The organism is Kitasatospora sp. NPDC051984 (assembly GCF_044593455.1).
Classification (GTDB): Bacteria; Actinomycetota; Actinomycetes; order Streptomycetales; family Streptomycetaceae; genus Kitasatospora.
The window spans coordinates 65,733-84,030 of sequence record NZ_JBIUCB010000001.1; the positions used below are offsets into that span (position 1 = coordinate 65,733).

18 protein-coding genes and 1 riboswitch are annotated in these 18,298 nt (G+C 72.4%); of the genes, 14 read left to right on the plus strand and 4 right to left on the minus strand.

Features of this window, described 5'->3' with window-relative positions; genetic code table 11:
* The first annotated feature begins 118 nt into the window (after nucleotides 1-118).
* The 4 genes from ACIHEI_RS00345 (at nucleotide 119) to otsB (ending at nucleotide 3,501) form a co-directional block, all read left to right on the plus strand.
* Nucleotides 119-907, plus strand: a complete 789-nt coding sequence (locus ACIHEI_RS00345; protein ID WP_387638658.1) for a DeoR/GlpR family DNA-binding transcription regulator — start codon at nucleotides 119-121, stop codon at nucleotides 905-907.
* A 148-nt stretch (nucleotides 908-1,055) separates the two neighbouring features.
* Complete coding sequence (locus tag ACIHEI_RS00350) at nucleotides 1,056-2,318, plus strand: extracellular solute-binding protein (protein ID WP_392946622.1); 1,263 nt, start codon at nucleotides 1,056-1,058, stop codon at nucleotides 2,316-2,318.
* Between the two features lie 57 nt (nucleotides 2,319-2,375).
* Nucleotides 2,376-2,603: a DUF3263 domain-containing protein gene (locus ACIHEI_RS00355; protein WP_387638653.1), complete on the plus strand. Its 228-nt coding sequence runs from the start codon at nucleotides 2,376-2,378 to the stop codon at nucleotides 2,601-2,603.
* 49 nt (nucleotides 2,604-2,652) lie between these two features.
* Nucleotides 2,653-3,501: a trehalose-phosphatase gene (gene otsB, locus ACIHEI_RS00360; RefSeq protein ID WP_396605108.1), complete on the plus strand. Its 849-nt coding sequence runs from the start codon at nucleotides 2,653-2,655 to the stop codon at nucleotides 3,499-3,501.
* A 45-nt stretch (nucleotides 3,502-3,546) separates the two neighbouring features.
* Here the strand turns inward: otsB and ACIHEI_RS00365 are convergent, their stop codons facing one another.
* From ACIHEI_RS00365 to ACIHEI_RS00375, 3 genes are all read right to left on the minus strand, one after another.
* Nucleotides 3,547-5,013 carry a trehalose-6-phosphate synthase gene (locus ACIHEI_RS00365; protein WP_396605109.1) on the minus strand — a complete coding sequence of 489 codons (1,467 nt, stop codon included), beginning with the start codon at nucleotides 5,011-5,013 and terminating at the stop codon, nucleotides 3,547-3,549.
* A gap of 71 nt (nucleotides 5,014-5,084) precedes the next feature.
* Nucleotides 5,085-5,681 (minus strand): hypothetical protein, encoded by a 597-nt coding sequence (locus ACIHEI_RS00370; RefSeq protein WP_396605110.1) that lies wholly within the window; start codon nucleotides 5,679-5,681, stop codon nucleotides 5,085-5,087.
* Nucleotides 5,682-5,705: 24 nt separating this feature from the next.
* Nucleotides 5,706-6,680 carry a glucosyl-3-phosphoglycerate synthase gene (locus tag ACIHEI_RS00375; protein ID WP_387638905.1) on the minus strand — a complete coding sequence of 325 codons (975 nt, stop codon included), beginning with the start codon at nucleotides 6,678-6,680 and terminating at the stop codon, nucleotides 5,706-5,708.
* Between the two features lie 163 nt (nucleotides 6,681-6,843).
* Nucleotides 6,844-6,972: riboswitch (SAM riboswitch) on the plus strand.
* 17 nt (nucleotides 6,973-6,989) lie between these two features.
* Here ACIHEI_RS00375 and thrC point away from each other — a divergent pair.
* The 5 genes from thrC to ACIHEI_RS00400 all read left to right on the plus strand — a co-directional run bounded on the left by thrC (nucleotide 6,990) and on the right by ACIHEI_RS00400 (nucleotide 11,789).
* A complete protein-coding gene (thrC, locus tag ACIHEI_RS00380; RefSeq protein ID WP_387865816.1) occupies nucleotides 6,990-8,270 on the plus strand; it encodes a threonine synthase in 1,281 nt (426 codons plus the stop codon).
* 32 nt (nucleotides 8,271-8,302) lie between these two features.
* Nucleotides 8,303-8,581 (plus strand): MoaD/ThiS family protein, encoded by a 279-nt coding sequence (locus ACIHEI_RS00385; RefSeq protein ID WP_073811567.1) that lies wholly within the window; start codon nucleotides 8,303-8,305, stop codon nucleotides 8,579-8,581.
* Between the two features lie 588 nt (nucleotides 8,582-9,169).
* A complete protein-coding gene (locus tag ACIHEI_RS00390) occupies nucleotides 9,170-9,376 on the plus strand; it encodes a cold-shock protein (RefSeq protein ID WP_014137493.1) in 207 nt (68 codons plus the stop codon).
* A gap of 322 nt (nucleotides 9,377-9,698) precedes the next feature.
* Nucleotides 9,699-11,321 carry a chaperonin GroEL gene (gene groL, locus ACIHEI_RS00395; RefSeq protein ID WP_387638638.1) on the plus strand — a complete coding sequence of 541 codons (1,623 nt, stop codon included), beginning with the start codon at nucleotides 9,699-9,701 and terminating at the stop codon, nucleotides 11,319-11,321.
* Between the two features lie 111 nt (nucleotides 11,322-11,432).
* Complete coding sequence (locus ACIHEI_RS00400) at nucleotides 11,433-11,789, plus strand: hypothetical protein (RefSeq protein ID WP_387638636.1); 357 nt, start codon at nucleotides 11,433-11,435, stop codon at nucleotides 11,787-11,789.
* Between the two features lie 50 nt (nucleotides 11,790-11,839).
* Here ACIHEI_RS00400 and ACIHEI_RS00405 read toward each other — a convergent pair whose 3' ends face one another.
* Nucleotides 11,840-12,469, minus strand: a complete 630-nt coding sequence (locus tag ACIHEI_RS00405; protein ID WP_396605111.1) for a hypothetical protein — start codon at nucleotides 12,467-12,469, stop codon at nucleotides 11,840-11,842.
* Nucleotides 12,470-12,634: 165 nt separating this feature from the next.
* Here ACIHEI_RS00405 and ACIHEI_RS00410 point away from each other — a divergent pair, with 165 nt between their 5' ends.
* The 5 genes from ACIHEI_RS00410 to ACIHEI_RS00430 all read left to right on the plus strand — a co-directional run bounded on the left by ACIHEI_RS00410 (nucleotide 12,635) and on the right by ACIHEI_RS00430 (nucleotide 18,173).
* Nucleotides 12,635-13,351, plus strand: a complete 717-nt coding sequence (locus ACIHEI_RS00410) for an ABC transporter ATP-binding protein (protein WP_392946638.1) — start codon at nucleotides 12,635-12,637, stop codon at nucleotides 13,349-13,351.
* Nucleotides 13,348-16,047: an ABC transporter permease gene (locus ACIHEI_RS00415; RefSeq protein ID WP_396605112.1), complete on the plus strand. Its 2,700-nt coding sequence runs from the start codon at nucleotides 13,348-13,350 to the stop codon at nucleotides 16,045-16,047. The genes ACIHEI_RS00410 and ACIHEI_RS00415 overlap by 4 nt, the downstream gene beginning before the upstream one ends.
* Nucleotides 16,048-16,072: 25 nt before the next feature.
* Nucleotides 16,073-16,417 (plus strand): PadR family transcriptional regulator, encoded by a 345-nt coding sequence (locus tag ACIHEI_RS00420; protein WP_387638625.1) that lies wholly within the window; start codon nucleotides 16,073-16,075, stop codon nucleotides 16,415-16,417.
* Nucleotides 16,414-17,373, plus strand: coding sequence for a hypothetical protein (locus ACIHEI_RS00425; RefSeq protein WP_396605113.1), 960 nt, complete (start codon nucleotides 16,414-16,416; stop codon nucleotides 17,371-17,373). Before ACIHEI_RS00420 ends, ACIHEI_RS00425 begins: the two co-directional genes overlap by 4 nt.
* A 113-nt stretch (nucleotides 17,374-17,486) precedes the next feature.
* Entirely contained in the window at nucleotides 17,487-18,173 is a 687-nt protein-coding gene (locus tag ACIHEI_RS00430) for a copper homeostasis protein CutC (RefSeq protein WP_396605114.1), read from the plus strand.
* Nucleotides 18,174-18,298: the final 125 nt, after the last annotated feature.

Sequence of the window (18,298 nt, forward strand, 5' to 3'; positions counted from 1 at the left end):
ATTGTTTTATAGCTGTTTCGCGCAGCATTGCGCAATGCATCCGCCGTGACTGCGGTGTGCGAAGCTGTCCCGACCGAGCCGCGGGGCGCGCGGTGGCGAGCGCGGAAGGAGCGGAACGGTGTCCAGGTACGAACGGTGGAACGCGCTGCTGGAACTGCTGGCCGAGCACGGCAAGTTGGACGTCGAGGAGGCGGCCGGCGCGCTGAATGTCTCGGCCGCGACCATCCGGCGCGACCTCGACCAGCTGGCCCGCCAGCAGATGGTCACCCGCACCCGGGGCGGCGCGGTGGCGCACAGCGTCTCCTACGATCTGCCGCTGCGCTACAAGACCGCCCGCAACGCCGACGCCAAGCAGCGGATCGGCGCCCTGGTGGCCGGCCTGATCGCGCCCGGCGAAGTGGTCGGCCTGAACGGCGGCACCACCACCACCGAGGTGGCCCGCGCCCTCGCCGTCCGCCCCGACCTGGCCGAGCACCCCGAGAACGGGCAGAGCCTCACCGTGGTCACCAACGCGCTCAACATCGCCAACGAGCTGACGGTCCGCCCGCAGGTGAAGATCGTGGTCACCGGCGGCGTCGCCCGCCCACAGTCGTACGAGCTGATCGGCCCGCTGGCCGCCCAGGTGCTCGGCGAACTCACCCTGGACACCACGGTGCTGGGCGTGGACGCGATCGACGCCGAGCACGGCGCCACCGCCCACCACGAGGGCGAGGCGGCGGTCAACCGGCTGCTCGCCGAGCGGGCCCGCCGGGTGGTGGTGGCCGCCGACTCCTCCAAGCTGGGCCATCGCGCCTTCGCCCGGATCTGCGGCCTGGACCGGGTGGACATCCTGGTCACCGACGACCAGGTCCCCGACCCGGTGGCGGCCGCCTTCGCCGACGCAGGGGTCACCGTTCTGAAGGCGTGAACGTCCTATAATCGGACAGTTTCTGATGGTCCGTCACACTGAGCGCAACTGGATGTGACACTTCGTTAACTCCGTTCCGACAGGCCTGGACCGGGCCGTCGGACGCCTGTCAGGGTCACGCTGTAACCCTTACGAAGGCGGTCCATCCGTGAAGCGATCAGCGCTGCTCCCCCTGCCCATCGTCGGATCCCTGCTGCTCACCGGCTGCGGAGTCCTGGACATGTCGGGGGGTGTCACGCTCAACCTGGTCGCAGCCGACTACGGCGACAACGAGGCCAACTCCAGCTCGGTCTACTGGAACGACCTGGCCCGCCGCTTCGAGGCCGCCAACGCCGGCATCAAGGTCAAGGTCGACGTGGTCAGCTGGAACGACATCGACAAGCACCTCGCCGACCTGATCGCCAAGGGCAACACCCCCGACATCGCGCAGACCGGCGGCTACGCCGAGCAGGTCGCCGCCAACCGCCTCTACCCGGCCGGCGACGTGCTCTCCAACCGCACCCAGGTCAACCTGCTCGACTCCTTCGCCAAGGCCGGCCAGGTGCTCGGAAGCCAGTACGGCATCCCGTTCATCTCCTCCAGCCGGGTCTTCTTCTACAACAAGGACATCTTCGCCAAGGCCGGCATCGCCAACCCGCCCGTCACCTGGGACGACGTCCGCCGCGACGCCGAACTGATCAAGTCCAAGGTCCCCGGCGTCATCCCGTACGCGCTGCCGCTCGGCCCCGAGGAGGCCCAGGGCGAGGCGATGATCTGGACCATGAGCGGTGGCGGCGGACTCTCCGACGTCGCCGGCAACTACACCATCGACAGCCAGGCGAACCGCGCCACCTTCAACTGGCTGCGCACCAACCTGGTCGAGAAGCGCCTCACCTACGACGACCCGGCCAAGGTCGACCGCAAGGCCGCGTTCGCGGACTTCGGGGCCGGCAAGGCCGCCATGCTCAACGGCCACCCCGGGCTGATCAGCAAGGCCGTCGCGGGGAACATCCAGTACGGCACCGCGGTGATCCCGCGCAAGGACACCGGCGTCAAGCCCTCGACCCTCGGCGTCGCCGACTGGGTGATGGCGTTCAAGGCGAACGGCCACCGGGCGGAGATCAAGAAGTTCCTCGACTTCGCCTACACGAAGGAGAACACCATCAAGTTCGACGAGCAGTACAACATGCTGCCCGTCACCCAGGACACCCTCGAGGAGATGTCCGCCAACCCCGGGCACAAGGACCTCAACGAGTTCCTCAACGCGCTGCCGAGCGCCAACTTCTACCCGCTCGGCGACCCGTCCTGGGACAAGGTCTCCAGCATGCTCAAGCAGCGCATCGGCGAGGCCGTGCGGCCCGGCACGACGGACGTGCTCGGCGACCTCCAGTCCGCCGCCGCGGCCGAGGCGTCGCGGGCCCGCAAGGGCTGACGGCCGCGGCGCGGCGCCCGGCCGGGGGCTGACGGTCCTGGTGCTTAGCCTGGACGCATGGCCGAACTGACCGACCGCGACCGGGCGGTACTCGAACTGGAAGCACGCGGGTGGCGGACCGCCGGCGCCAAGGAGCAGGCGATCCGGCAGGAACTCGGCATCTCCGCCACCCGCTACTACCAGCTGCTCAACGCCCTGCTCGACCGGCCGGAGGCACTCGCCCACGCACCCGTCCTGGTCAACCGGCTGCGGCGGGTGCGGCAGGGGCGGCGTGACGCCCGGTAGTGACGCGATCAGGGCCCGCCGGGGGCCCCGGCCGGGTAGCGTCGGGGCCATGGGAATTGCTGAGCAGATCACGTCCCAGGCAGGGCGGACCGGACTGGCGGGCCTGCTCGCCGACCCGCGCTCCGCGGTCGTGGGACTCGACTTCGACGGCACGCTCGCCCCGATCGTGGCCGACCCCGAGAGGGCCCGCGCCCACCCCGGCGTCGTCCCCGCCCTCACCGCGCTCGCCCCGCTGGTCGGCTCGGTCGTCATCGTCACCGGTCGGCCCGCGGCGACCGCGGCCGCGTACGGCGGCTTCGGGGCTGTCGCCGGGCTCGAGCACCTCACCGTCCTCGGCCACTACGGCGCGGAACGCTGGGACGCGCGGACCGGTGCCGTCACGGCGGCGCCGGCGCCGCCGGGGGTTGCTGCCGTCCGGGGTGAACTGCCTTCGCTGCTGGGGGAGTTGAAGGCTGCCGGCGGCGTGTCCGTGGAGGACAAGGGACGGGCGCTGGCGGTGCACACCCGGCGGGCGGACGACCCCGACGGTGAACTCGCGCGCCTGCGCGCCCCGTTGGCCGAACTGGCCTCGCGGCACGGCCTGGTGGTCGAACCCGGCCGGATGGTCCTCGAACTGCGTCCGCCCGGCGTCGACAAGGGCGTCGCCCTGCGGAAGTTCCTCGCCGAACGGGAGGCCGGGCCGGTGCTGTTCGCGGGCGACGATCTCGGGGACGTCGCCGCGTACGAGGAGGTCGAGTCGCGCCGGAAGGACGGCCATCCCGGCCTGCTGGTGTGCAGCGGCCCCGTCACCGGCGAGGCCCCCGTCCGCGAGCTGGCCGATCGCGCGGACCTGGTGGTGGCGGGGCCGGCGGGGGTGGTGGACCTGCTCGGTGAGCTGGCGGAGCTGTTGGGCGCGTAAGCGGGGGTGTGACAAGCGCAAGCCCGCTTACGCGCCCAACCGCTCCTACAGCGCGTGGAGCTGGTCCAGGAACCACTGCTGCGGAGGCAGTGCCGTCGCCGCGGACGCCAGGCGCTTGGTGTGGTCGGCGCGGTCGGCGGGGGGCATGGTGAGGGCCTGGGCCAGGGCGTCGGCGGTGGCGATGACGTCGAAGGGGTTGATGGTGATCGCGTCGTCGGCGAGTTCCGCGTAGGCGCCGGCCTCGCGGGAGAGGACCAGGGCGCAGCCGTGGTCGGAGACGACGGGGACTTCCTTGGCGACCAGGTTCATGCCGTCGCGGACGGGGTTGACCAGGGCGACGTCGGCGAGCCGGTACGCGGCGAGGGAGCGCGGGAAGTCGTCGTCGACGTGCAGGATGAGCGGCTGCCAGTCGGCGGTGGCGAACTCGGCGTTGATCTCCTCGGCGAGCCGCTGCACTTCGGCGGTGTACTCGCGGTACTCGGCGAGGTCGGTGCGCGAGGGGTAGGCGAAGGCGATGTGGACGACCCGGTCGTGCCATTCGGGGCGGGCGCGCAGCAGGTGCCGGTAGGCGAGCAGGCCGCGGACGATGTTCTTGCTGAGTTCGGTGCGGTCGACCCGGACGATGGTGCGCCGGTCGCCGACGGCTTCGCGCAGGGCGGCGAGGCGTTCGTCGACGTCGGGCCGGTGGGCGCGTTCGCGCAGGAACTCGGCGTCGGCGCCGAGGCCGTGGACGCCGAGCCGGGTGGTGCGGCCGGCGTACGTGACGGCGAGGACATCGCGGTCGACGCTCGCGCCGAGGACGGCTTCGCAGCAGTCGGCGAAGGCGAGGGCCCAGCGGCGGGTGAGGAAGGCGGCGCGGTCGGCGCCGAGAATGCCGCGGAGGACTTCGGCGGCGACGTCGTCGGGCAGCAGCCGGTAGTACTCGGGCGGCGCCCAGGGGGTGTGCGAGAAGTGGCCGATGCGCAGGTCGGGGCGGAGTTCGCGGAGCAGCGCGGGGGTCAGTGAGAGGTGGTAGTCCTGCACCAGGACGGCGGCGCCGGGGGCGGCCTCGGCGGCGAGGGCCTCGGCGAAGGCGGTGTTGTAGGCCCGGTAGGCGGCCCATTCGGTGCGGAAGCCGGCGTCGAAGGCGGGTTTGGTGGGGATGTCGTACAGCAGGTGGTGGACGAACCACAGGGTGGAGTTGGCGACGCCGTTGTAGGCGAGGGCGAAGGTCTCCGGATCGATGTCCAGCATCCGGACGGCCTGTCCGCCGACGTCGTGGCCGGCCCGGTCGAGGCGCCCGTCGGGGGCCTGCCGGGCGGCGGTGCGGTCGGCGTCGGAGAGGGCGGCGCAGACCCAGACGGCGTTCGGGTCGTCGATCGCGGAGAGCCCGGAGACCAGGCCGCCGCCGCCTCTGCGGAGGCTCAGCGTGCCATCGTCCTCCGTGCGGAAGGACACCGGGCCGCGGTTGGAGGCCACCAGGATCGGGGCGGCTCCGGACTGCGTGGGGCGTTCGGACGCGTGATCGGCCATACAGCCAACCTTGCCGTGCGACCAGCCGACCAAACCACCCGGCGCGGCCCGCGACGGGTGAACAGCGGGCGTCAGCCGCGATGGTCGGTCGGCGGGCCGGAGTCGCGGGCGGGCAGGAAGTCGGGCAGCCACGGCGGGCGGCCGTCCGGGCACTTCCCGGGCAGGTACCACCCGCGCGGCGGGGTGAGGTTGTGCTCCAGGTCGACGGCGGCGACGGCGAGTGCGGTGAGCAGGGCGGCGAAGGCCGCGGCGAGCGCCCGGGTGAGCAGACCGGGGGAGCGGCGGGCGAGGTACAGGGCGAGCAGGACGGCGAGGGGCGGCAGGAACAGGTAGCTGCACTCGTACGAGTTGAGCAGGTTGAACCGGGCGTCGTCGGTCAGGTCGTAGGTGACCTGCCAGGCCATGTTCAGGCAGCCGGACCAGGTGTCCTCGATCAGCCGCAGCACCCGGGACTCGACCAGGAGGCCGAGGACGGGCGCGAGCAGCAGGGCGAGACAGCCGATGCCGACGTTGGCACCGGTGCTTCCGGGCGCGGGAGCGGACGCGGGGCCGGATCCGGCTTCGGCGTCGAGTCCGGCCTCGGCTTCGGCGTCGGGTCCGGCCTCGGCTTCGGCGTCGGGTCCGGCCTCGGCTTCGGCGTCGGGTTCGGCTTCCGGGGAGAGGGCCATGCCGGGACGGACGCGGGTCGTCGGTCAGCGGTTGCGGTACTCGGGGACGGTGATCATCGGGGGGCGTTCGGCGGCGGGGACGGGGTGGGTGCGGGGGGTGAAGCCGGTGGCGGTGCGGGTGTACTGGGTGAGCAGGGGGCGGACCAGGTCGGGGTCGGCCTTGAGGCGGTGGGCGCGGTCGAGGCGTTCCAGGGCGGTGCGGTAGATGGTGGCGGCCATCCGGCCGAGGGCCTGGCCGTCCTGGTGGCGGTGGTGCCGGACGCCGACGTCGACCTGGGCCAGCGCGTCGAGCCCGACCAGTTCCAACGCGTCGACCAGCAGGCCGAGTTCGACGCCGTAGCCGGTCGGGAAGGGCAGCTGTTCGAGCAGGCTGCGGCGGGCCGCGTACTCGCCGCCGAGCGGCTGGACGAAGCCGGCCAGCTGCGGCCAGTGCAGGTTGAGCAGGGGGCGGGCGACCAGTTCGGTGACCCGGCCGCCGCCGGCCGGGACGACGGCGCCGTCGGCCTCGAACGGGCGGTCGTACATGGCCTTGACCAGGTGCAGGTCGGGGTCGGTGAGCAGGGGGCCGATGATGCCGGAGACGAACGCCGGGTCGAATTCGCGCAGGTCGGCGTCGATGTAGCAGACGATCGCGCCGCTGCTGGCGAGCAGTGAGCGCCACAGCACCTCGCCCTTGCCGGGGGCGGCGGGCAGCCGGGGCAGGATGGCGTCGCGGTGCACCACCCGGGCGCCGGCGGCGGCCGCGGCGGCGGCGGTGCCGTCGACCGAGCCGGAGTCGACCACCAGCAGTTCGTCGACCAGCGGGACGCGTTCCATCAGTTCGGTGCGGATGGTGGTGACGATCTCGCCGACGGTGGGTTCCTCGTCCAGGGCGGGCAGCACCACGCTGACGGTGCCGGCCGGGCCGGCGGCGCGTTTGGCGGCGAGCAGCCGGTCGAGCGGCCGGTCGGTGGCCGTCCAGGACCGGCGGCGCAGCCAGTCGGCCACTTCCGGCAGTATCCCGGGCTCGGGCTGCTCGGCCAAGATCTCGCTCCCTGTCTCGCTCTGTCTCGGTTGTCGGACGGTGGGGTTCGACCGCACCGGCCTTCCGTTACAGTCTTCGTACTGCGCTCGGACCTTCGCACGCCGGGGTCGCTCGCAGCGTACGACCACAACTTCATACAGCTCATCCAGAGGGACTGAGGGAACGGCCCGTTGAAGTCCCGGCAACCCTCCCGCGCGGCCCAGCAGGCCCGGCGGGACAGGTGCCAATTCCGGCCCGGGCGCGACCGCGTCCCGGGGAAGATGAGGAGAAAGGGCCTCGCCATCATGGCTGTTGACACCCCCGCACCTGCCGCCGTAGACCTCGGTCCGGCCACCGCACTGTCCTGTCGCGAGTGCGGCACCCGCTTCCCGCTCGGCCCGAGCTTCGCGTGCCTGGAGTGCTTCGGCCCGCTGGAGATCGCCTACGACTACGCCGGCTACGACGCCGAGGAACTGCGCAAGCGGATCGAGGCCGGCCCGGCGTCGATCTGGCGCTACGCCCCGCTGCTGCCCGTCCCCGCCGACGTCGCGGGCAAGCCGAACCTGAACCCGGGCTGGACCCCGCTGGTGAAGGCCGACAACCTGGGCCGCGAGCTGGGCTTCACCGCGCAGCTGCACATCAAGGACGACTCCGGCAACCCCACCCACTCGTTCAAGGACCGGGTGGTGGCCTGCGCGATCGAGGCCGCCCGCGCCTTCGGGTTCACCACGCTGTCCTGCTCGTCCACCGGCAACCTGGCGGGCGCGGTGGGCGCCGCCGCGGCCCGGGCCGGCTTCAAGTCCTGTGTGTTCATCCCGCACGACCTGGAGCAGGGCAAGGTCGTGATGGCCGGGGTGTACGGCGGCGAGCTGGTCGGCATCGACGGCAACTACGACGACGTGAACCGGTTCTGCTCGGAGCTGATCGGCGACCCGGCCGGCGAGGGCTGGGGCTTCGTCAACGTCAACCTGCGCCCGTACTACGGCGAGGGCTCCAAGACCCTGGCGTACGAGATCTGCGAGCAGCTCGGCTGGCGGCTGCCCGAGCAGATCGTCATTCCGATCGCCTCCGGCTCCCAGCTCACCAAGATCGACAAGGGTCTGCAGGAGCTGATCAAGCTCGGCCTGGTCGAGGACCGCCCCTACAAGATCTTCGGCGCCCAGGCCGAGGGCTGCTCCCCGGTCTCCGCCGCCTTCAAGGCCGGCCGCGACGTGATCAAGCCGGTCAAGCCGGACACCATCGCCAAGTCGCTGGCGATCGGCAACCCCGCCGACGGCCCGTACGTGCTCGACATCGCCCGCCGCACCGGCGGTGCCGTCGAGGACGTCACCGACGCGCAGGTGGTCGAGGCGATCAAGCTGCTGGCCCGCACCGAGGGCATCTTCGCCGAGACCGCGGGCGGCGTCACCGTCGGCGTGCTGAAGAAGCTGGTCGAGACCGGGCAGCTCGACCCGAGCAAGGAGACCGTCGCGATCAACACCGGCGACGGCCTGAAGACCCTCGACGCGGTCGCCGACTCCGGCATGACCGCGGTGATCCGCCCGACGCTGGAGTCCTTCCGCGCCGCCGGTCTCGTCTCCGCCTGATCCCCCCAAAACTTTCTTCTAGGAGCACCCCCATGAGCGCCACCGTCCGCATCCCCACCATCCTCCGCACCTACACCGGCGGTGCCGCCGAGGTGACCGCCGAGGGCGCCACCCTGGCCGCCGTCATCGCCGACCTGGAGGCGAACCACGCCGGCATCGCCGCCCGCCTGCTGGACGACACCGGCAAGCTGCGCCGCTTCGTGAACGTGTACGTCAACGACGACGACGTGCGCTTCGCCGAGGGCCTGGAGACCGAGATCAAGGACGGCGCCTCGGTGTCGATCATTCCGGCGGTGGCCGGCGGCTGCTGAGGCAGCTCCGGGCGGCCGGTGGGGCCGCCCCGCGTATTCGTTCCGCCGCCGTCGGGCGCGGGCTCGGAATTCGATTTCCGAGCCGCCCGGCGGCGGCTTCGCACATCGGCCGGGCGCGCGGGCAGCGGTGATTCCGGCCTGGCGGGTCGCTGGAATTCCCGCGTTCGCGGGGGAGTAGAGTGCCGGTGGAGCCGTTCCCCGCCACGGCCCGTTCCAATCCTCGATTTTTCCCGCAGCGCACCTCGCGCCGGCGCCGTCCCGTCCCGCGCTCTGAGACATGCGCCGGACCGTTCACCGCCCGACCTGTCAGGCCGCCGTCAGAATTCTTTCGACGATTTGCGGCGACACGTCCGTTATGTCCGGTGGCAATTGTCGGGCCATACACCTTTCGACCCGTCATATCCGATGTGGGGTGCGGACTTTCCGCGAAATTAGGGCCTGTTGCAGAGGGCGCATATCCGGATACATTCAGCCGCGACACGAGGCTGCGCCGTGCGGGGGGGAGTCCCCACAGGCCGGCCTTCCAGACCTCCGGGTCCGCGTCCCGCGGATCTCTGAAGGGCCAGCACAGCACAAGGGGAGTTCGGAATGGCTCAGGGCACCGTCAAGTGGTTCAACGCCGAGAAGGGCTACGGCTTCATCGCGGTCGACGGTGGAGCGGACGTGTTCGTCCACTACAGCGCGATCCAGATGGACGGCTACCGCACCCTGGAAGAGGGCCAGCGGGTCGAGTTCGAGATCTCGCAGGGTCAGAAGGGTCCGCAGGCCGACATGGTCCGCGCCGCCGGCGCCTGACGGCCCGGTAGACCGCACACACCACAGCTATGACCCGGCAGGTCCGGCCCCGGCGCGACGCGTCCGGGTCCGGGCCTGTCGGCGTTCCCGGACCTGCCTGCGGGTTTCCCGGGAGGGGTATCGGAGCGCGGCGAATGGGCTTGCACTCGACACCCCCGAGTGCTAATCATTGGCGTTAGCACTCACAGCGTGAGAGTGACAACGGACCGGGCCGGTGAGGCCCCGGAAGCGGTAGGGGACGAGACCCCCGCTCTCCTGGGCCGTCCGTCGCGGGCACCCCCTTGGTCCGAGCAGTCGACCGTGTCCCGGAGGACCACTTCTAATGGCCAAGATCATCGCCTTTGACGAGGAAGCCCGCCGCGGCCTTGAGCGTGGCATGAACCAGCTTGCCGACGCCGTGAAGGTCACGCTCGGCCCCAAGGGTCGCAACGTCGTTCTGGAGAAGAAGTGGGGCGCCCCCACCATCACCAACGACGGTGTCTCCATCGCCAAGGAGATCGAGCTCGAGGACCCGTACGAGAAGATCGGTGCCGAGCTCGTCAAGGAGGTCGCCAAGAAGACCGACGACGTCGCGGGTGACGGCACCACCACCGCCACCGTGCTGGCCCAGGCGCTCGTCCGCGAGGGTCTGCGCAACGTCGCCGCCGGCGCCAACCCGATGGCCCTGAAGCGCGGTATCGAGAAGGCCGTCGCCGCCGTCTCCGACCAGCTGCTGGCCCAGGCCAAGGACGTGGAGACCAAGGAGCAGATCGCCTCCACCGCCTCCATCTCGGCCGCCGACACCCAGATCGGCGAGCTCATCGCCGAGGCCATGGACAAGGTCGGCAAGGAAGGCGTCATCACCGTCGAGGAGAGCAACACCTTCGGCCTGGAGCTCGAGCTCACCGAGGGCATGCGCTTCGACAAGGGCTACATCTCCGCCTACTTCGCCACCGACCTGGAGCGCATGGAGACGAGCTTCGAGGACCCGTACATCCTCATCGCCAACTCCAAGATCTCCTCGGTCAAGGACCTGCTCCCGCTGCTGGAGAAGGTCATGCAGAGCGGCAAGCCGCTCGTCATCATCGCCGAGGACGTCGAGGGCGAGGCCCTGTCGACCCTGGTCGTGAACAAGATCCGCGGCACCTTCAAGTCCGTCGCCGTCAAGGCCCCGGGCTTCGGCGACCGCCGCAAGGCCATGCTGGGCGACATCGCCATCCTGACCGGCGGCACCGTGATCTCCGAGGAGGTCGGCCTCAAGCTCGAGAACGCCGGCGTCGACCTGCTGGGCACCGCCCGCAAGGTCGTCATCACCAAGGACGAGACCACCATCGTCGACGGTGGCGGCGACAGCGACCAGGTTGCCGGTCGCGTCAACCAGATCCGCGCCGAGATCGAGAACTCCGACTCGGACTACGACCGCGAGAAGCTCCAGGAGCGCCTCGCCAAGCTGGCCGGCGGCGTGGCCGTCATCAAGGCCGGCGCGGCCACCGAGGTCGAGCTCAAGGAGCGCAAGCACCGCATCGAGGACGCGGTGCGCAACGCCAAGGCCGCCGTCGAGGAGGGCATCGTCGCCGGTGGTGGCGTCGCCCTGCTGCAGGCCGGTGTCGCGTTCGAGAAGCTGGAGCTGGACGGCGACGAGGCCACCGGTGCCAACATCGTCCGCGTGGCGCTCGAGGCCCCGATCAAGCAGATCGCCACCAACGCCGGCCTCGAGGGCGGCGTCGTGGTCGAGAAGGTTCGCAACCTGCCCGCCGGCCACGGCCTGAACGCCGCGACCAACGAGTACGTCGACCTGATCGCCTCCGGCATCATCGACCCCGCCAAGGTCACCCGCTCCGCCCTGCAGAACGCCGCCTCCATCGCGGCGCTGTTCCTCACCACCGAGGCCGTCATCGCCGACAAGCCGGAGAAGGCCTCCGCGGCCGCCGGCGGCGGCATGCCGGGCGGTGACATGGACTTCTGATCCGACCTCACCGGTTGGATCGGTCAGTCTCACGCCGTGAGGGCGGTCTCCTTCGGGAGGCCGCCCTTGCGGCGTTTCCGGGTTGTGGCGGCGGTTTGGGACAATGGGCGGATGTCCAGCAACGAGATCGAAGCCGCCCTGCACAGCGCCCGCGCGCTGATCCTCGCCGACCTCACCGCGCGGGACGTCGCCGACGCCGCGATCGTCTCGCTGGTCGAGGACGCCGTCACCCACCGTCGCTGGTGGCTCGAACAGTGGCCGGACGGCTGCGAGTTCGTGCTCGGGCTGATCGCGCAGGACGTGCAGGACGCGCTGCTGGAGTCGTACGGGCGGTGGCCGTTGTGCGCGGCTTGTGCGGCGGAGGACGACCCGCACGCGCTGGGCGTGGAGCCGGAGTTGGGGGCGGATCCGCACTGGGTGTGCGGCAAGAAGGGTCTGATCGTCGCGGCGGTGGGGGAGCTGGACTGACAGCAGGCGTTTCGCACCCGCTCGCGTCCCTGGTTGTGCTCTCTCCGGCCTCAGCCCCCGAGCTCGTTGAGCTCGTGCTGCATGTTCGCCCGCGCCTGCGCGTCGTAGCGGGCGTAGGCCTCGGGGGTGCGGTAGAGGGCGGGGAGGGCGAGGAGGTGGTGGAGGATCGCGGTGCGGCCCTCGCGGAAGGCGTTCGGGGGGACGAAGGAGTATTCGTCGCGGATGGCGGCGGTGTAGGCCGCGTAGCGGTCGGGGGGTGAGCCGAGGACGGCGAGGTCGGCGTCGCAGAGGACTTCGCCGTTGTGGTCGCCGGGCGCGGGGTGGTGGGTGACGGTGAGTCGGACCAGGCGGTCGACCTCGTGGACCAGGGGTTCGGGCAGGCCCGCCTCGCGCAGGGCGCGGCAGGCGAGGGCGGCGCTGCGTTCTTCGTTCTCGGAGCGGTCGGGCCGGTAGACGGCGTCGTGGAACCAGGCGGCCAGCCGGACGGCGTCCGGGTTCTCGGCGTGGTCGGCGAGTTCGTCGATCCGGTCCAGGACGGCCCGCAGGTGGTCGGTGGTGTGGTAGCGGCGCTGCGGTTCGGCCCAGCGGGCGAGCAGGTCGCGGGCGTAGGGCTCCGGGTCGACGGTGGCGCCGCAGCGCGTGAGCAGGGCGTGCCAGCGCTCGGACAGCGATGCGGTCATGACGGTCATTCTGCTCCCTGCCGGTGGTGCGGTGGCATGGTTCGGCCCGCGATGTGATCCAGACTATATGTAGTTCACCGACTTATGACGCAGACTTGAGTAGTCGTCGCTCGAAGGCTATACATACTCGGTATGCAAGACGTTCCGCTGTTCCGAGGGGGAGCCATGACCGGATCGAGCGCGCAGGCCGTGCTGCGCCTGGAGGGAGTCGGCCGGGTGCACGGCCGGGGCGAGGCCCAGGTGCACGCCCTGCACCCGATCGACCTGGAAGTGCGGGCCGGGGAGTTCCTGGCCGTGATGGGGCCGTCCGGCTCCGGGAAGTCCACGCTGCTCGCTCTGGCCGGCGGCCTGGACCGCCCGTCGGCCGGCCGGGTGCTGGTCGAGGGCACCCCGCTGGAGGGGCTGAGCCGGGCCAAGCTGGCCGATGTGCGTCGCCGCTCGGTCGGCTACGTGTTCCAGTCGTACAACCTGATTCCGTCGCTGACGGCGGCCGAGAACATCTCGCTGCCAAGGGAGTTGGACGGCGTCTCCGCCCGGACCGCCCGCGCGGAGGCACTGGTCGCGCTGGAGGAGCTGGGGATCGCCCAACTCGCCGACCGGTTCCCGGAGGACATGTCCGGCGGCCAGCAGCAGCGGGTCGCGATCGGCCGGGCGCTGGCGGGTGAGCGCCGGCTGGTGCTCGCCGACGAGCCGACCGGCGCGCTCGACTCGGCCACCGGCGAGGCCGTGCTGCAGGTGCTGCGTTCGCGCTGCGACGCCGGCGCCGCCGCCATGATGGTCACCCACGACCCCACGCATGCGGCCTGGGCGGACCGGGTGGTGTTCCTCCGGGACGGCCGGTACCTCCGCGAGGCGGCGCAGCGCACCGGGGCCGGCCGATGAGCGCCTGGCGGGCGGTGCTGCGGATGGCGCGCCGCGACGCCCTGCGGGCCAAGGGCCGCAGCGCCCTGGTGGTCGCGATGATCGCGCTGCCGGTGCTCGGCGCGACCGGCGTGGACGTGGTGCACCGCAGCGGGCAGCTCAGCGCCGCCGAGCGCTCCGACCGGCTGATGGGCCGTTCCGACGCGCTGATCGGCGCCTACGACCCGGGCCGGAGCATCGAGCAGGCGGTGTTTCCGGCCGACGGCGTCCGCACCCTGCCGGTGCGCCCGGACAACCAGACGCCCGAGCAGAAGCGCGCCGTCGGCACCGAACCGACCGTGCTGCTCGGCGAGTTGCTCCCGAAGGGCAGCACCCTGATCCCGGCCCGCACCGGCCCGGTGGCGTCCGTGCAGACCCACGACGGCCTGGCCCCCGTCGACACCTTCGAGGCCGATCTGACCGGCGAGCTCTGGCAGGGCCGGCTGAACCTGGTCTCCGGCCGGGCCCCCGCCGCCGCCCACGAGGCCGCCGCCACCCGGGCGTTCCTCACCGGCACCGGCCTGCGGATCGGCGACCGGGTCACCGTCCGCGGCCTGGAGTCCACCCCGTTCACGCTGACCGGCACCGTCGAACTCCCCGGTGACCTGAACAAGTCCGAACTGGTCGCCCGCCCCGGCGAGTTGTACCAGCAGCTGGACGCCGCGCAGGTCACCGCCGGACTCGCCCCGCAGAACCCGGGCGCCGAGCAGGCCGCCGCCAACAAGGCCGCCTGGCTGGTCCGGCTGCCCGCCGGGGCGAGCCTCGGCTGGGAGCAGGTCCGCGAACTCAACCGCTACGGCTACACCCTGGCGAGCCGCCAGGTCGCCGCCCACCCGCCGGCCGACGTGCCGGCCGTGGAGGAGGCCGTCGGCGCGCAGGACGCCCGCGAACGCCGGTTGATGACGGTCGCCACCACCGCCGCGATGGCCCTGTTGGAGGTCGCGCTGCTGGCCGGCCCCGCCTTCGCGGTCGGCGCCCGGCGCGCCCGCCGCCAGCTCGCCCTGTTCGGCGCGGCCGGCGGCCGCCCCGGACACGTCCGGGCCGTGGTGCTCGGCGGCGGACTGGTGCTCGGCGCGGCCGGCGCGGTGCTCGGCACCGTGGTCGGCGCCGCCCTGGTCGCCGTGCTGCGCACCCGGATCGAGGAGTGGGGCGGCAGCCGGTTCGGCGGGCTCACCCTGAACCCGTCCGACCTGCTGGGGATCGCCGCCGTCGGCATGGTCACCGCCCTGCTGGCCGCCCTGCTGCCCGCCCTGCAGGCCGGACGCCGCGAGGTGCTCGACGGCCTGACGGACCGTGACCCGGTGCGCCGCTCCGCCCGCTGGACGCCACTGCTCGGCCTGGCGGTCGTGCTGGCCGGCATCGGACTCGCGCTGTACGGCGCGGTGGCCGCCCCGACCGGCGGGATGCCGGTGGTCGCCGGACTGTCGACGCGCACCCTGTCGGTGCTGGGCGGCGCCACGCTCGCCGAACTAGGCCTGCTGCTGTTCACCCCGCTGCTGCTCGCCCTGCTCGGCAGGCTCGCCCGCCTGCTGCCCGTCGGCCCGCGGCTCGCGCTGCGCGACACCGCCCGGCACCGCTCCCGCACCGGGCCCGCGGTCGCCGCCGTGCTGGCCGCCGTCGCCGGAGCCGTCGCGGTCGGCGTGCACACCGCGGGTGCCGAGGCCCAGGACCGCGCCTCCTACCGGCTCGAACAGCCCGTCGGCGCCGTCAGGCTCACCCTGCACGGCGACGCCGACACCATGCCCCAGCTGCGCACCGCCATCGTCCAGGACCTGCCGGACCTCGGTGAACGCGCCGACCTGTACGAGGCCAACTACGTGTTCTGCGAGGGCTGCTCCAGCGTGGTGACCGCGGAGGGCGGGCAGCGCTACGGCCGGGACGTCACCAGGTCGGTCGTGGTCGGCGACGCCAAGGTGCTGCGCAACCTGCTGGCGGTGCGCGACCAGGCCGCCGAGACGGCGCTGCTCGACGGGAAGGCCGTGGTCACCGACCCGTCCTACCTGCACGACGGCAAGGCCGTGCTGCGGATGCTGGGCAACAACATGGAGCCCAAGGACGTCACCGTCGACGCCGTCCTGCTCGAACGGCCCGCCGCGCAGCGCTACGCACCGCTGGTGATCTCGCCCGACACGATCCGCGGACTCGGTCTGAAGGTCGTGCCGGCCGGGGCGATCTGGCTGCCCACCACGCCCGTCACCGACCGGGCCCAACAGCGGGCCGCCGCCACCGTCGCCCGACTCGCCCCGCACTCCGAGTTCGGCGTGGAACGCGGCTTCCGGCCGCAGAGCAGCGTGGTGCAGGTCGCGCTCAGCGGCTTCGCCGCCCTGGTGGTGCTCGGCGCGGCCGTGGTCTCCACCGCGCTGGCCGCCGACGACGCCCGCCGCGAACGCGTCCTGCTGTCCGCGATCGGCGCCCGGCCGCGCACCCGGCGCACCGTCGCCGGGCTCCAGGCCGGACTGATCTCGCTGCTCGGCGCCCTGCTCGGCACCATCAGCGGCTTCGTCCCCGCGTACGCCCTGCTGCGCTCCCGGGTGGCCGGGGAGATGGGCGCACCCCCCGTGCTGAACCCAGCCGACGTCCCGTGGGCCACCATCGCGCTGTTCGCCCTGGCGCTGCCGGTGCTGGCCGGCCTGCTCGGCGCGCTGCGCCGGGACGACCCCGCGGGATGGCGCGGATAGGCAGGTCGGCGATATATGTAGTCGTATGACTGAACGCGCCATGCAGGAACCCACCCTGCTGCTGCTCACCGCCCTCGCGGACGCCCCCCGGCACGGATACGCGCTGATCCAGGAAGTCGACGCGATCTCCGGGGGGCGGGTGAAGCTCCGCACCGGAACCCTGTACGGCGCCCTCGACCGGCTGCTCCAGCAGGGCCTGATCGAGGTCGCCGCCGAGGAGATCGTCGACGGCCGGGCCCGCCGCACCTACTCCCTCACCGAATCCGGCCGCGGCGTCCTGGCCACCGAGGCCGAACGGCTGCGCACCGTCGCCGCCGAGGCGCAGCGCCGCCTCGGCGGCGCCGTCCGTCCGCGGGGGGCGACCGCATGAACATGGCCCTGCGCACCGCCCTCGCGCTCTACCCCGCCCGCTACCGCCGCGACCGGGGCGCCGAACTCGCCGAGGTGTTCGCCGACACCACCGCCGGCTCCGGCCGCCTCGCCACCGCCCGCGAGGCCCTCGACCTCGCCACCTACGGCCTGCGGCTGCGCACCGGCCTGACCGAGACCGCGCTCCCCGGCCGCCTGCTGGTCGCCGCCGTCCCGCTGCTGGCCGGTACCGTGCTCGGCCTCGGCACCCTGCCCGGCACCGGCGACTGGCGGGAGTACGGGATCACCGGCGCCGCCCACGCCGGAACGGACCTCCCGTGGGCCCAACTGGTGGAGAACCTCGCCGTGCTGGGCCTCGTCGTCGTCCCGGTGCTGCTGGCCGCCGCCGCCGTGTTCGGCGCCTGGCGGGCCGTCCGACTGCTCGGCGCCGTGGTGGCGCTGCTCGGCACCGTCCGGATCGGGTACGCCGCGCTGGACCTGTTCGGCCCGCAACCCGGCATCGGATGGTTCTTCCTGTACTCCGCCACCGTCCTGCTGCCCTACCTGCTGGGCGGCCTGCTGCTGGCCGTCGCACCGACCGGCCCGGGCGACTCCCGCGGCCGGGCCGACCGGCTGCTGGTCCTGGCCGGCGCGGCCGCCGGATTCGCCCTGACCCGGGCCCAGGGCTACTACGACACCCGCTACCTGATGGACGGCTGGTGGCCGACCGCGCTGCTGCTGCTCCCGCTGCTGCTGATGCTGTTCGCCGCCCGCGACCGGCTGCTGCCCGCCGCGCTCGGCGTCGCGCTGCTGCCGCTGACCGCCGCGTTCAGCCTGTTCTCGCTCTGGGAGCAGCTCGGCGGAGTGTGGCGGGCCGCGCCCTACGCGCTCGCGACCGGGCTGGCGCTGCTGGCGGCGTTCCGACTGCTCGCCTCCACCCGTCCGACGGAGCGTCAGATCGCTGCCCCGCTGGGCTGAACGGGGGGGAAGCGGGCGAACGGGGCGCCGGCGGGGAGCGAACGGAGGAGGACGCGGGGCCGAACGGACGAGGGGGGTCGCCCGGGGCGGACCGATGTGGCAGGCTATCGGATATGTCTAGACCAATGTTCGAAGTGATCGCGCTGACCGCCCAGGACGCCAGGGCCGCCGAGTCGGGCGGCGCGGACCGCCTCGAACTGGTCACCGACATGGCCGCCGACGGGCTCACCCCCACCGTCCAGGACTTCGCCGCGATCCGCGCCGCCGTCTCGCTCCCGCTCCGGGTCATGCTCCGCATCCGCGACGGCTTCACCCCCGGCGACCTCGACCTGCTGCTGACCCGGACCGCCGCGCTGCGCGCCGAGGGCGCGGACGAGTTCGTCTTCGGCTTCCTCACCCCCGATGGTGCGGTGGATCTGGACGCGACCCGAACCGTCGCCGACGCCGTCACCGGCTGCCGCTGGACGTTCCACCGGGCCATCGACCACAGCACCGACCGCTCCGAGGTCCGCGCCGCCGTCGCCGACCTGCCCGGACTCGACACCTTCCTCACCTCCGGCGCCCCGGCGGGCGTCGACGCCGGGCGGGAAGTCCTCCTCGGCGAACTCGCCAAGTCCGGCAACCCCGGCTACCGCCAGCAGATCCTGGTCGGCGGCGGCCTCCGCGCCGAGCACGTTCCCGAACTGCGTGCGGCCGGCTTCGACGCGTTCCACATCGGTGGCGCGGCGCGAACTGGTGGCTGGGCGGGGGCGGTGGACGCGGCACGGGTCGCTGAATGGCGGGAGCTCATCGGGGAGTAGTGAGGTGCACAACCAGGGGCGCGGGGAACTGCGCGACAAGCGCAGGCCCGTCCGTAAGGTCGCGATCAAGTGCAGGTCACTGTCCTGCGTCGCGATCTTGCGGTTGTGGTCTTCCGCTTCGCGCA